This is a genomic window from Snodgrassella alvi wkB2 (assembly GCF_000600005.1).
In the GTDB taxonomy this organism is placed as follows: Bacteria; Pseudomonadota; Gammaproteobacteria; order Burkholderiales; family Neisseriaceae; genus Snodgrassella; species Snodgrassella alvi.
Map to the genome: position 1 here is coordinate 2500940 of NZ_CP007446.1, position 13529 is coordinate 2514468.

At 45.9% G+C, this 13529-nt stretch carries 11 protein-coding genes; 6 read left to right on the forward strand and 5 right to left on the reverse strand.

Going from position 1 to position 13529, the window contains the following annotated elements:
• Nucleotides 1-103: 103 nt before the first annotated feature.
• From SALWKB2_RS11415 to SALWKB2_RS11425, 3 genes are all read left to right on the forward strand, one after another.
• Nucleotides 104-1036: a LysR family transcriptional regulator gene (locus tag SALWKB2_RS11415; protein ID WP_025331805.1), complete on the forward strand. Its 933-nt coding sequence runs from the start codon at nt 104-106 to the stop codon at nt 1034-1036.
• Nucleotides 1037-1269: 233 nt separating this feature from the next.
• Nucleotides 1270-3489 carry a UvrD-helicase domain-containing protein gene (locus tag SALWKB2_RS11420; RefSeq protein ID WP_025331806.1) on the forward strand — a complete coding sequence of 740 codons (2220 nt, stop codon included), beginning with the start codon at nt 1270-1272 and terminating at the stop codon, nt 3487-3489.
• A gap of 50 nt (nt 3490-3539) precedes the next feature.
• The gene (locus SALWKB2_RS11425) at nt 3540-3959 is read left to right on the forward strand and encodes an HIT family protein (RefSeq protein ID WP_025331807.1); all 420 of its coding nucleotides are present in this window, start codon (nt 3540-3542) and stop codon (nt 3957-3959) included.
• Between the two features lie 536 nt (nt 3960-4495).
• Here SALWKB2_RS11425 and dnaJ read toward each other — a convergent pair.
• Nucleotides 4496-5608 (reverse strand): molecular chaperone DnaJ, encoded by a 1113-nt coding sequence (dnaJ, locus tag SALWKB2_RS11430; RefSeq protein ID WP_038649101.1) that lies wholly within the window; start codon nt 5606-5608, stop codon nt 4496-4498.
• Between the two features lie 280 nt (nt 5609-5888).
• Complete coding sequence (locus SALWKB2_RS11435; RefSeq protein WP_038649104.1) at nt 5889-7778, reverse strand: ribonuclease catalytic domain-containing protein; 1890 nt, start codon at nt 7776-7778, stop codon at nt 5889-5891.
• 907 nt (nt 7779-8685) lie between these two features.
• Between SALWKB2_RS11435 and SALWKB2_RS11440 the strand changes: the two genes are divergently transcribed.
• Together SALWKB2_RS11440 and SALWKB2_RS11445 are read left to right on the forward strand one after the other, a co-directional pair.
• Nucleotides 8686-8913, forward strand: coding sequence for an exodeoxyribonuclease VII small subunit (locus SALWKB2_RS11440; protein WP_025331809.1), 228 nt, complete (start codon nt 8686-8688; stop codon nt 8911-8913).
• On the forward strand, nt 8897-9793 hold the full coding sequence (locus SALWKB2_RS11445; RefSeq protein ID WP_025331810.1) for a polyprenyl synthetase family protein: 897 nt from the start codon (nt 8897-8899) through the stop codon (nt 9791-9793). Before SALWKB2_RS11440 ends, SALWKB2_RS11445 begins: the two co-directional genes overlap by 17 nt.
• Nucleotides 9794-9900: 107 nt before the next feature.
• On the opposite strand, the gene SALWKB2_RS11450 is transcribed toward SALWKB2_RS11445, so the two are convergent.
• Nucleotides 9901-10470 carry an L-threonylcarbamoyladenylate synthase gene (locus tag SALWKB2_RS11450; RefSeq protein WP_038649107.1) on the reverse strand — a complete coding sequence of 190 codons (570 nt, stop codon included), beginning with the start codon at nt 10468-10470 and terminating at the stop codon, nt 9901-9903.
• Nucleotides 10471-10570: 100 nt separating this feature from the next.
• Here SALWKB2_RS11450 and SALWKB2_RS11455 point away from each other — a divergent pair, with 100 nt between their 5' ends.
• The gene (locus tag SALWKB2_RS11455) at nt 10571-11344 is read left to right on the forward strand and encodes a HesA/MoeB/ThiF family protein (protein ID WP_099048795.1); all 774 of its coding nucleotides are present in this window, start codon (nt 10571-10573) and stop codon (nt 11342-11344) included.
• Between the two features lie 14 nt (nt 11345-11358).
• Here SALWKB2_RS11455 and SALWKB2_RS11460 read toward each other — a convergent pair whose 3' ends face one another.
• Together SALWKB2_RS11460 and SALWKB2_RS11465 are read right to left on the reverse strand one after the other, a co-directional pair.
• Nucleotides 11359-12564 (reverse strand): CynX/NimT family MFS transporter, encoded by a 1206-nt coding sequence (locus tag SALWKB2_RS11460; protein WP_025331813.1) that lies wholly within the window; start codon nt 12562-12564, stop codon nt 11359-11361.
• Nucleotides 12565-12606: 42 nt separating this feature from the next.
• Nucleotides 12607-13473: a patatin-like phospholipase family protein gene (locus SALWKB2_RS11465; protein WP_038649888.1), complete on the reverse strand. Its 867-nt coding sequence runs from the start codon at nt 13471-13473 to the stop codon at nt 12607-12609.
• Nucleotides 13474-13529 lie beyond the last annotated feature (56 nt).

The window sequence follows — 13529 nt, forward strand, 5'->3', positions numbered from 1 at the left end:
ATTATTGTTCTATTCATATAAATGATATTTATAAGCAGTCTGGCTGTTTATGAATTTTTTAACTTGAATTTGTAGTTAAAAATACTCATCAAAGGCGGAATACATGGAGTCGATTATTGAACTGCGCCATCTGCGCACTTTGCTGGCTCTGGAAGAAACCGGCAGCGTATCGATGGCGGCAAAAAGGGTTTTTCTGACCCAGTCTGCACTTTCACACCAGATTCGTGTTCTGGAACAGTTTTATGGTACCCCTCTGTTTGAACGTAAATCCAACCCGATTCACTTTACTCCGGTAGGTATGCGGCTGCTACAGCTGGCACGAGAAATCACGCCGCTGGTTACAGTAGCAGAGCTGGATATGGCGCAGATAATTGAAGGTGAGGCAGGGGAGCTGAGGGTAGCGGTAGAGTGCCATACCTGCTTTGACTGGCTGATGCCGGCCATGGATGCTTTCCGGGCGCTGTGGCCTAAAGTAGAGCTGGATATTGTTTCCGGCTTTCAGGCCGATCCGGTTGGGTTATTGCTGACTCACCGTGCTGATCTGGCAATCGTATCCGAATATGCTCCGCAGCCGGGGATTATTTTTCAACCATTGTTTGCCTATGAAATGGTCGGCATTTGCGCGAAGGATCACCCGCTGGCGGCTAAAAGTGTATGGCAGGCTCAGGATTTTGAGAATGAAACACTGATCACCTATCCGGTACCGGATGATATGCTGGATTTACTGCGTAAGGTTTTAAAACCGGCCGGGGTACAGCCGGCACGGCGTAACAGTGAACTGACGATAGCTATTATTCAACTGGTTTCCAGCCGGCGCGGCATTGCTGCTTTGCCTTACTGGACTGTTATGCCGTATCTGGAAAAAGGCTATGTAGTAGCACGGCAGATTGGCGATATACCGCTGCAAAGTGAATTGTATGCCGCCATGCGCGAAACAGACAGTAATAAAAGCTATCTGGATAATTTCTGCCAGATTGTGCGCGAACGCAGCTTTGCCGACTTACCCGGACTCAGCCCGCTCAGCACGCCGGACTAGTCTGCAACCGGCAATCTGATTTATTAAAGGAGCAGGGCAGATATTCGGCAAAGCGCTGATATTTTGCTCTGCTCTTTTTTGGTATCGTCAGCCAGAATTTTACGCAACATCCATTGTCCTGCTTAAGCTCAGTTTGTGCAGATGTCAGATAAATCTTCTTGTGCTGTATAAAATAAGCCATAAGCATATTTTTCAAAGCGATTTTTCAGGCTTAATCAGCTACAATAAGCGCTATGGAAATTTTATCTTCTGCCGGTCTGCTGACTGGTCTTAATAGTGAACAATTAGCCGCCGTTACCTGGCCTGCGCAACCGGCACTGGTACTGGCGGGTGCAGGAAGTGGTAAAACCAGAGTACTAACCACACGTATTGCCTGGTTATTGCAGACTGGTCAGGCCAGTGTACACAGCATTCTGGCCGTTACCTTTACCAATAAGGCGGCTAAAGAAATGCAATTGCGCCTGAGCACGCTGTTACCGGTTTCGGTACGGGCGATGTGGCTGGGGACATTTCACGGACTGTGCCATCGGTTTTTACGACTGCACCATCAGGAAGCATCACTGCCCAAAACATTTCAGATTCTGGATATGGGTGATCAGCTTTCTGTAGTCAAGCGCTTGCTCAAACAACTGAATATTGCTGAAGAAATTATCTCACCGCGCAGTCTGCAAGGATTCATCAATGCACAAAAAGAAAACGGATTGCGTGCTTCGCGTTTATCGGCCCGCGACCCGCATGAACGGCAAATGATTGAATGTTATGCCGCCTATGACAGTTTGTGCCAGAATGAAGGGGTAGTGGATTTCGCGGAATTAATGTTACGCAGTTATGAAATTCTGCAGAGTAATGAAATATTGCGCAATCATTACCAGAACCGTTTTAATCATGTGCTGATTGATGAATTTCAGGATACAAATAAATTACAGTATGCATGGCTAAAATTACTGGCCGGAGAGCATGCAGCAGTTTTCGCCGTGGGAGACGACGACCAGAGTATTTATCGCTTTCGCGGTGCCGAAGTAGCCAATATGACCCGCTTTCTGAATGAATTTCATGTTGGCGAACCCATCCGGCTGGAACAAAATTACCGTTCGGTAGGCAATATTCTGACAGCAGCCAACGCGGTGATTGCACACAACGCCAGCCGTCTGGGTAAAAATCTGCGCACTCAGGCCGGCGATGGCGAAAAAATCCGTGTGCTTCAGGCAATTAATGATCTTGAAGAAGCGCAGTTTGTGGTTGATGAAGTGAAGGCTTTACACCGCGAAGGGCTGAATTATATGCAGATGGCTGTACTGTATCGCAGTAATGCCCAGTCGCGGGTTCTGGAACAGGCTCTGTTCCGCGCCGGTATACCTTACAAAATTTATGGCGGCCTGCGCTTTTATGAGCGTCAGGAAATCAAACATGCACTGGCTTACCTGCGTCTGGCGGTTAACCCCAATGATGATAATGCATTATTACGGGTAATCAATGTACCGGCACGCGGTATCGGCGCGCGGAGTGTTGAAAACATTCAGGCGGCAGCCAATGAAGCTCATACTTCGTTATGGCAGGCGGCCATCAGTTTATCAGTGAAAAACAGTAAAATTGCTGCTTTTATCCGCCTGATTGAAAATTTACAGCAACAGGCTGCGCAAGTTTCTCTGCAGGAACTGATGGCTGCTGCCATCTATGATAGCGGTCTGATGGAACACTACCGTACCCAGAAAGGTGAACAGCAGGAACGCATCAACAACCTGGAAGAATTACTGAATGCGGCAGTGGCATTTAAACCGCAGGAATCCGGTTTTGATATGGAACCTGAGTATGATGAAAACGATCCTTTATTTCCGGTACTGTCTTTTTTAAGTACAGCCTCGCTGGAAGCAGGAGAGCATCAGGCCGGTCAGGGTGAAGATGCCTTGCAGTTAATGACTGTGCATGCAGCCAAGGGGTTGGAATTTGATGGTGTATTTCTGACAGGGCTGGAAGAAGGTTTATTCCCCAGTGAATACAGCATGGCCGAACGCGACGGGCTGGAAGAAGAGCGGCGCCTGATGTATGTAGCCATCACCAGAGCACGAAAACGCCTGTATTTAACAATGGCAGAACAACGCCTGTTACACGGACAAACGCATTTTGCCCTGCCATCACGCTTTGTGGATGAAATACCGGAAGAGGTATTGCAATATTTGTCTGCTCACAGAAACTCTCTGATAGCCCGGCAACAGTCAACGCAGCGAACCAATCCGTTTCACAGCCGCAGCAAACTGGCAGAAACACAGGAGAGTACGGATTTTGACGGCTTTCAGCTGGGACAGAATGTTTATCATGAACGTTTCGGCACAGGTGTCATCATAGATGCTACCCGGAAAGCTGAAGGGGCACGCCTGACCATCAATTTCGGTAAACAGGGGATTAAAGAGCTGGATACCGTATTTGCCAAAAGCAAGCTAAGTATTATTTCTTAAACAATTGCTCAGGTAACGGCTGGTAAGCAAAAGCCTGAGAGGAGACAGTCATGCAACAATACGACAGTAACAATATTTTTGCCCGAATTATCCGTGGTGAAATTCCTTGCCATAAAGTTTATGAGGATGAGCAGACACTGGCTTTTATGGATGTGATGCCACAGGCACGCGGCCATGTACTGGTGATTCCTAAATGTGAAGCAATAGAGTTAACTGACATGCCGCAAGATTACCTTGCTGCCGTATTCAGTGCAGCCAAAAAGATTATTAATGCGCAACGTAAAGTGTTACATCGTAATGGCGTTGTGCAATTACAGTTGTCCGGCGAACAGGCCGGTCAGTCTGTATTTCATTATCACATTCATCTGATTCCCGGACATATCCATGAACTGGGTAAACATGAAAGTGTGGCTGCTGATCAGGCAGAACTGGCGCAACTGGCTGCACAATTACGTGCAGAACTGGCCTGACCATTTTTTGATTCAATAATTATCCACAGAATTATCCACAGATAATCAGTAAAATAAATAGTATTTATTATGCTATAACCCTTGTTTTATAAGGAATTAAGCATAAAGACTGATTTTTATCCAGTTAAATACTACAAATTTGTCCACAATCATTCAGTTGTTGTACCAAATCTCCCTGTCGCTCCTGCACCTTTCGGTAAACGGAGCGATAATTTATTTCCTGGTCAATACAGATTAAATTGTTCAGTCAGTTTCAGCTTAAACGCCTTTGTGATTACAGACTAGCCATATCCTGCATATTTAGCGGAACTTAATTCACTAAAACGCCTGCTTACGCTTTTCATCAACAGGAAATGCGACAAATCATTTTTTTCTGCCGGTTTCAGCAGAAGCAGGCCTTAACCGGCCTGTATCTTTTCTTCTGATAACAAAAGCCCGCAGAAAAATTATGCTCTGCGGGTTTTTACACAGTATAACCAGTATTAATTATTCATACATCCGGAATAAACACTTCTGAACTGTGGTACTTTCGTATTTTATTCAAATAAATCACGCAGTTTGTCCATGAATGATTTTTGCCGCGGCGTCTGAGCCCGGTCCATACCGGTAGAGATTTTTTCAAACTCTTCCAGTAATTCACGCTGACGATCGGTCAGATTTACCGGTGTCTCTACCACGATATGACAATATAAATCACCCACAGCAGCCGAACGTACAGATTTAATTCCTTTACCACGTACCCGCATGCGACGACCGGTTTGTGTTTCTTTCGGAATATTCAGTTTGACTTTACCATCCAGCGTAGGCACCTCAACCTCCCCGCCAAGCGCTGCTATCGTAAAACTGATAGGCAATTCACAGTGCAAATCCATGCCGTCACGCTCAAAGACCGGATGCGGGCGCACGTTCACCATCACATATAAATCACCGGCAGGCGCACCATGCTTACCGGGTTCACCTTCACCGCTCAGGCGGATACGCTGACCGTCATCAATACCGGCCGGAATAGAAACCTCAACAGTCTTGCGGGTTTTTACCAGTCCGTCGCCATGACATTTAACACACGGATCCTTAATCTGTTTACCACTGCCGTGACAGGTCGGGCAGGTCTGCTGTAACTGAAAAATGGCCTGCCGTACGTGAACGACACCACTGCCGCCACACATGCTGCAGGTAGTGGCTGAAGTCCCGACTTTAGCACCACTGCCGTGACAGACATCACATTCTTCATGAGTAGGAATAGTGATTTTTTTCTTAATACCGCGCGCAGCCTCTTCCAGACTGATTTCAATATTATATTGTAAATCAGCGCCCTGATTATTCTGCTGCGACCGTCCGCCGGCTCCGCCGCCAAACATCTGGCTGAAAATATCACCAAAATCAAAACCGCCGGAAAAGCCGCCGGCTCCGGCACCCATATTGCCGTCTACACCGGCATGTCCAAACTGGTCATAAGCAGCACGTTTTTGAGAATCAGACAATACTTCATAAGCACGCTGTACTTCTTTAAATTTTTCTTCGGCGTTTTTATCGCCCTGATTACGGTCAGGATGGTATTTCATGGCCAGCTTACGATAAGCTTTTTTGATTTCCTCATCCCCTGCAGTACGGCTTATACCCAGTACTTCATAAAAATCTACTTCAGTCATAATTTTATTCCAAAGGTTTGCAGGCAACCTGCTCTTAAACAGCAGGATGCCTGAACAGCAAAACCGGATAGATAATAGAAATGCAACCCATATATGGGCTGCATGTATAAAAACAAGGTTTTAAGTAAAAGTTATTTTTGACCGAAGCACAATATACGGCCTGAAAACAAATAGACAGACAAAGAATTAACGGTCACACCAGTATATTTATACTGTCAGCAAAGTAACCAATCAAATCATGTACCATCCATCAGGTAACCTTCAAAACACTTTAAATAATTCAACCGGATATTTGGCTGGCATTATCTGCCGGCAACAAAACATTAATATAGTTTAATCCGACACTTACCTGTATCGGATCGATTCCGGTTATCGATACCTTCATCCGGCATTTTGGCATGGCATCAACCGGTACACCGTTGACACGGCTTACCAGTGGCAGGCCTTCAATACGTACTAAATCATCACGTATTAACTGAGCGGTCAGCTCCTGCAACTGTTCTTGCTGAATATATATCAGACTCCAGTATGCTTCCATATGGCGCTGAAAATCATTGTAGGCTGCATAAGCCGACTCAAAATCACGCAATACCGCAAACAGCATGGCATCCTGCGGTTCAAAACGTGGCTCTGCGTCCGGATCCAGTAAACTAATTAGCTGCTTCTGGTTAATATAATCAGTAGCACGGCGCAGTGGTGAAGTAAACCAGGCATAATGTTTCAGCCCCAGACCAATATGCGGTTCAGACTGAGTACTCATCCGTACTCTGCCGGTAGGCTGTACACGGAATAATCCCGCCATTTCAGCCTCATCCAGCATCTGCGCCCAGGTGCTGTTGGCAAAAATCATCAGTTCACTGACCAGCGTATCAATTGGTGCTCCGCGTTCACGCACACTGATATGTACAGTATTATCTGTCCCAAGCTTAATTCCATAATCGTACTGCGGTAAACGTTCCGGATCATATTTACCCCGCGCCTGCATTCTGGCCACAGCAAAATCATATAACCAGTTCATTTCATGCTGATGTGCAAAAGCTTCAGTATCGCTGCGCGGCTGCAAAGGCTGAAATGCCTGCTCAATATTTTCAATACGTAAATTACAGTCTATATACACCGATTCAATTCGTGATTCATAACGTATTACTTCAAACTGCGGACTGATTTCAGCATACAGACTGACTGCCGGTCGTGCTGCTCCTTCATCCAGACTGAAAGCAGCTATCCAGTTATCCGGCAGCATGGTAATTTTACCGCCGGGATAATACACAGTACTTAAACGTTCAAATATCAGCTTTTCCAGCAAAGACTCAGCATCTATTGCCAGAGCCGGGGCAGCAATATGAATTCCGACCAGTTTGTTGCCATTGGGCAGGTCTCGCACACTGAATGCATCATCTACCTCACTGGTTTCAATGTCATCAATGGAAAATGCGCGTACTGAGGTATCGGCATCTGGCAGATTGTGCATAACCGGTACAGGATAATGACCACAATCCGCACCTTTGGGAAACTGAGTAAGTAAAAAACCATCCAGAAAATATTCAGGCAGAGGCGGTACTGCACCAACACTCTGGAGCAGGGCAAACAGTGAGGTTTTTTTCTGATCAGCAGCTTTGACCACTGCTTTGTATTTCAGACTTTGTTTATCAGGTGCATGCAGAATCATTTTGGCTTCAGCAGCAATTTCATCCGGCAGACGACCGACCAGCAATTCCTGTATCCAGCCATTGATTTGTTCTTCCTGCTGTTTGCGCCGTTCAATGGCTGCCAGCGCCTGCTGTAATGTTTCTGCCGGCGCAGCTTTAAATACACCTTTATTTTTTTTGTAAAAATACATAGGCGCTGCATACAGAGCCATCAGTGTGGCTGCCAGCTCAATATTCCCGCTGCTATTGCCAAAATATTCACTGGCTGCACTGGCTGCGGTAAATTCACTTTCAGTGCCTACCGCTTCCCAGAGCAGACTGATATCAATACCGGCAGCTGCTTCAGCAGCCTGTTGTAAAAATTGCGCAGCATCACCATCAAACACCAGAAAAACGTGGCTGGCCTTGATTTTTGCCCGCTTACCATGTTGTGTATTAACCAGAAAAGTAGCATCATTTTCCTGAACTATTTCCGCTACTTTAAACTGACCTGACTCCTCATAAAAAATTTGTTTACCCATAACGCCTACTTAAAACAAAGAAACTACTCAAGTAATCTGTAAAACAGATTCAGAAACCACTATTTATTCGATTATAAACGACAGTACTCAATCTTCGCTTCTATGCCTGCTCTGCTACTCTGTTCCAGACAACCGTATCTGTATAAATAGTTCACCATTATTCCTCCTCAGGCTTCCCTGTTTTGCATATATCCGATTGTCAAATCATACAAATTAAATAATTCTATGTTTTAATTTTCCATTAAAACAATTACTTAAAGTTAGCACAATATAATTATGCTTTGAACAACATTATGCTTTAAAACCAGATAAATAAACAGCAAAAAAATACCTGCTGACAAATAAAATCCATAATAATGAACTAATTTTAAAAAACTCCAAAAGCATAATATGCTGGAAATATTTCGATACATATAAAGTTATACACCGTACAACCGGCAACAATAGTAAGTATTACCGAAAATTAAAACATATGCTAAAAAAATAATACAAAAAATCAAAATTTATTTGATTTTTTTACATAAAACTGTTTTCCGCCTGCTATTTCAAACATCAGCATCAGATAACAATTTATATAATTAATATATGAATATATTAATTTTTACAAATAACTTTTTATTCTTACGGTTAAAAAAACAATTTCTATATCTAGAGAAGCAAATATTGATTTAAATTTGCCTTTATCTGAATAAAATATCTGTATTATTATTCATTACATGAATAAATTCTGTTGCATATAAAAATATTATTACTGATTATATAAGCACATTACTTTTAATAACACAAACTGAAATATACTTCATCCGGTTATCAGCTGATTCTGACTAATTGTATGATACAGATATCCGCAGCAATAGCCATAGTGCGAGTGTTACAATAGCCATAAATTCATGTAAAGACCTATAATATGAAGAAAATAACCCCCAAAAGCTATGAAGAAGCTATCCAGCAACTGGAAAAAATAACTGAATCCATGCAAAACAATGATCTTCCGCTGGAAGAATCACTGGCTGCATATGAATATGGTCAGGAACTGGTGCAATACTGCCAGCAGAAGCTGGCTGAGGTAGAACAAAAACTACAGGTACTGGATAATGGTGAATTAAAGGAGCTGAAGCTTGAAACAGGGGAGTAATTTTGCCGACTGGCAAAAACACGTACAGACACATACAGAAGAGACATTAACCCGATTATTTCCCACGACCGGACAACTTCCCGCACCACTGATTGAAGCCATGCACTATGCGGCGCTGGATGGCGGTAAACGGTTGCGGCCGATGCTGGTTCTGGCGGCGGCCGAGCTGGGTAATGCGGTTACAGAAGCCGCAGATTATGCTCTGGCTGCAATCGAATGCATACATATCTATTCGCTTGTGCACGACGATATGCCGGAGATGGATAACGACAGTCTGCGTCACGGAAAACCGGCCTGTCACATACAATATACACCGGCAACAGCCTTACTGGTTGGTGATGCCCTGCAAAGTATGGCATTCAGCCTGCTGAGCCGGCCAACCGGTCTGGAAGCTGCGCGTCAGCTGCAAATGATACAGACTCTGGCACAGGCTGCCGGCTGTCATGGCATGGCCGGCGGACAGGCTATCGATTTAGCCTGCGTAGGTGTAGGTCTGAATCAGGCCGAACTGGAACACATGCACCAGTTGAAAACAGGTGCGCTGATCAGAGCAGCAGTTACACTGGGCGGACTTTGCTGTCAGGATATCAGCCAGCAGGCATTAATCGCACTCGACCATTATGCCGCTCATCTGGGTCTGGCTTTTCAGGTTATTGATGATGTACTGGATTACGAGCAGGATAGCAGCACACTGGGTAAAACCGCCGGAAAAGATGCCCAGACTAATAAACCTACCTACGTTAGTCTGATGGGGCTGACTACAGCACGCCAGTATGCAGAAAATCTGGTACAACAGGCTATTGATGCTTTAAGCGATTTTGACCAGCGTGCATCTCATCTTCGCGCACTGGCGCAATTTGTCGTTGCCCGCAATCATTAAAAATGCGCTAAGCAACAGCAAACTACAAATATATAAACATTGTCTGCGCAGTAATTCAGTTAATGACAGATATAACTTATTTACAGATCAGCTTATTCATAAAATAACTAACGCAGCCGCTTACCGGAAGCCCAGTCAATAATCTGGCTGGGCTGCTTTCTTCCGCCGGTGCGCCCGCCCAGAATCATCACCTGTTTTCCAAACTGGCGTCTGACTTCACGCTCTGTACAACAAGCTTTTTTTCCCGCCCGGTTACAAGAAGTAGATACCAGCGCTGTACCTGCTGCTCTGCATAAAAACCGGGCAGTTGCCAAGTCCGGAACCCGTACGGCCAGAGTTTGCCGACCACGCCCGCGTAACACAGATGAAACCTGTTTGCGTACCGGTAACAGTAAAGTTCTGGGTGCCGGCCACTGCCGGCTGACAGCCGCTATATCGGTTGCGGACAAAGGTGCGAGCAAAGGCTGTAATTGAGTAAAATCAGCAGCAATAACAATTAGCCCTTTATGTTGCGGTCGCTTTTTCAATGCAATGACTTTACGCACCGCCGGCACACAATCAGGCAGACAGCCTAGCCCATAACTGCCTTCTGTAGGATAAGCAATCAAACCGCCACGATGCAGATGGCTGCGCAGACGATATAAAAACCGGCCGGACGGACGGGCAGGATGGCGCATAAATATTCTGAGAAACTAGACTAAACTATTATAATAGCAGGGCAGAATAAACCAGACTACACCTGTACCGGTCACAGCCACTCAACCACCAGAGACAATCATGATTACTGATGAACAACTATTGCGTTACAGCCGTCATATATTACTGGATAAGCTGGATATTGCCGGACAGGAAGCAATTCTTGCTGCCCGTGCTCTGGTAATCGGTGCCGGCGGCCTGGCACATCCGGCTCTGACTTATCTGGCTTCCAGCGGAATAGGGCATATTACCATTGTGGATAACGACACTATTGAAATCAGTAATCTGCAACGCCAGTTCTGGTTTAATGATAAAGATATCGGTCAGGCAAAAGCCGCGATATTGTGCCGGCAGCTACAGACACAATATCCGCAGACTAAATTACAATCCATTGTAGCCAGAGCAGATGCCAGCCTGTTAGAGCAACTGGTTCAGCATACCGATATCATTCTGGATTGTACTGACAATTTTGCCAGCCGCCGGCTGATTAATCAGATCTGTTTCCGTGCACGCAAACCATTGGTTTCGGCCTCTGCACTGGTATTTGCCGGTCAGCTGGCAGTATATGATTTTCGTGATGGTCGCGGCCCCTGCTATCAATGCCTGTTTGAAGGAGAAATGAATGATGAAGGTGCCAGTTGTGCCAAAAACGGAGTTTTTGCACCTTTACTCGGTATTATGGGCGCGGCACAGGCCAGTGAAGCATTGCAGATAATTGCCGGTATTCACCCTGACGGCTGCTGGCTACACTGTTTTGACGCTTGTTCTTTTCAATGGCAGCGCCTGCAGCTGGCTGCCAATCCGGATTGTCCGGTATGCGGGCAGGCAGTTTTATCCACAGAAATTTGTGGATAAAACTGTGGATATTTTTATTCCTGAAAATCAGATAACTTGCGATCTTTACCGGCATTCCAGCCAGACACAGTAATAACGACCGCGGCAATAAACATCAGACACAATGCCGGAAACCAGGAATGCATCATGTCATGCAGAGCGCCCATCAGTACCGGTCCCACAGCCGCAAACAGATAGCCACAGGTTTGTGCCATTCCGGATAACAGCACTCCTTCAGTAACACTGCTGCTGCGCAAACTAAAAAACATCATGCTCAGACAGAAAGCCCCGCTGATGCCCAGCCCCAGCAACAACACTGCCGGAAAATAACAGCTGCGCCATGGCGACATCAGCAATAATACCGACAAAATTAAAGCCACGCCGCACATCGACCCTATCCAGTGCTGCTGCTTTAATCTGGCTGCATAAATTGGTATCAGCAAATTGGTTGGTATCATCACCAGCTGCATCAGCCCAAGCCAGCCACCGGCTTCCGTTGCTGATACACCGGCTTTGGCTACAATCTGCGGCAGCCAGCTAACTGTAGAATAAAATAGAAACGACTGAAATCCCATAAATAGCGTTACCTGCCAGGCCAGCGGATTACGCCACAGGTGTATCTTTACCTGACGTGCACGTACAGCCGCCTTGGGCACTGCATTGGCCGCTTTAAAAGGCAGCCACCAGATAACCATGGCCACCAGCGCCGGTAGTACCCAGATTACCAGAGCACCGCGCCAGCCCCACAGATTACTGTGAGCAAGCGGGGCACTTAAAGCAGAACCGGCCGCACCGCCCATATTCATCACCAGTGCATATAATGCGGTAACCAGTCCCATTTTAAACGGAAAATACTGCTTTACCATACTGGGAATCAGTACATTGCCAACAGCAATGGCACAGCTGAGCAAAGTCGTGCCTGTCAGCAGCAGAAACAGCCCGGAACCACAGCGCAGCACCAGCCCCAGCGTTAATATCCACAAAGCAAAAAAGACCATCTGCTCCGAGCCCAGACGTGCTGCAAGCCTGGGGATAAAAATCGAAAACAGACCAAATGTCAGCAATGGTACCGTAGTCAGCATGCCGGCCAGCGTACTGCTTATCTGCAGCTGCGTCTGAATATTCTGTAACAGAGGACCCACACCAGTCAGCGGGCCGCGTAAAACAAATGCCAAAGCCAGAATAGCAACAAAAAGACTAAGCCGGTGCTGTGTTTTCGATACAGTCGAATCCGTTTTCATTACTTCACCAAATTACTCGTTTACCTTTAAGGCAAAAAACTATTAATTTACCGGCCATTGCTGCAATAATGCACGGCCGCATTCCAGACCGGCTGCATAACTGTAGCGTAAACGGCCGGCATCCCGGCACAGACGTCCGGCCATTTTGCCATCATCCGGAGGATTAATTTCAATAATATACCGGCAGTTCTCAGGCTGCCGCATCCATGTCAGGGTAGTATTATAATGCTTTACTCGCTGCCGTAATGCCTGAGCAAACCCGCTGACAGGTAAACGCCTTGCCAGCAGACTGTCACCCAGACTACCTTTCTTCACATAATTGTGCGCTCTGGTACGAATTACTATCACACAACCGATGTCCGGCTGAGACAGAGTCCACTGTACCGGCAAGGCATCAGCTACTCCGCCGTCAAAATAAAATCCTCCGCCAATTGCTACCGGTTTACGAATCATAAACGGAATTGAACTCGAAGCACGCAGTACTTCCAGAAAAGAATCGGGCTGAGCCACAGCATACTCCGGCTCACCGCTAACAGCATTACTTAAAACAACTCTGAAATCACGCTGTCGTGCAAACATACGCTCACAATCCAGCGGATTTTCCTGTTGTACAACCTGCCACAACCAGTCAATATCCATCAGGTCGCCGCCACGGATAAAGCGTGACCAGCTGATAAATTCCGGCCGGCAGGACTGATCAAGCAGTATAGCCAGATTACGCCCTTCCTGTCCGGCCAGATAACTGGCAATAGTACTGGCTCCGGAAGATACTCCGACCAGTAAACTAAACGGGTTAAAATCTGCCTGTAAGAAGGCATCAGTAACACCGCTGCTGAATGCAGCACGCATTCCACCGCCTTCTACAACCAGTGCAGTTTGCTTTCCGGCTGTCTGCTGATCAGCATGCATGTTGGCATTCCTATGTTTATATAATAATATTTTAATGTTATTAAATATATAATACT

Coding starts and splice junctions, on each gene's coding strand:
- SALWKB2_RS11415 (WP_025331805.1), top strand. CDS start 104: ATGGAGTCGATTATTGAACTGCGCCATCTGCGCACTTTGCTGGCTCTG.
- SALWKB2_RS11420 (WP_025331806.1), top strand. CDS start 1,270: ATGGAAATTTTATCTTCTGCCGGTCTGCTGACTGGTCTTAATAGTGAA.
- SALWKB2_RS11425 (WP_025331807.1), top strand. CDS start 3,540: ATGCAACAATACGACAGTAACAATATTTTTGCCCGAATTATCCGTGGT.
- dnaJ (WP_038649101.1), bottom strand. CDS start 5,608: ATGACTGAAGTAGATTTTTATGAAGTACTGGGTATAAGCCGTACTGCA.
- SALWKB2_RS11435 (WP_038649104.1), bottom strand. CDS start 7,778: ATGGGTAAACAAATTTTTTATGAGGAGTCAGGTCAGTTTAAAGTAGCG.
- SALWKB2_RS11440 (WP_025331809.1), top strand. CDS start 8,686: ATGAAGAAAATAACCCCCAAAAGCTATGAAGAAGCTATCCAGCAACTG.
- SALWKB2_RS11450 (WP_038649107.1), bottom strand. CDS start 10,470: ATGCGCCATCCTGCCCGTCCGTCCGGCCGGTTTTTATATCGTCTGCGC.
- SALWKB2_RS11455 (WP_099048795.1), top strand. CDS start 10,571: ATGATTACTGATGAACAACTATTGCGTTACAGCCGTCATATATTACTG.
- SALWKB2_RS11460 (WP_025331813.1), bottom strand. CDS start 12,564: ATGAAAACGGATTCGACTGTATCGAAAACACAGCACCGGCTTAGTCTT.
- SALWKB2_RS11465 (WP_038649888.1), bottom strand. CDS start 13,473: ATGCATGCTGATCAGCAGACAGCCGGAAAGCAAACTGCACTGGTTGTA.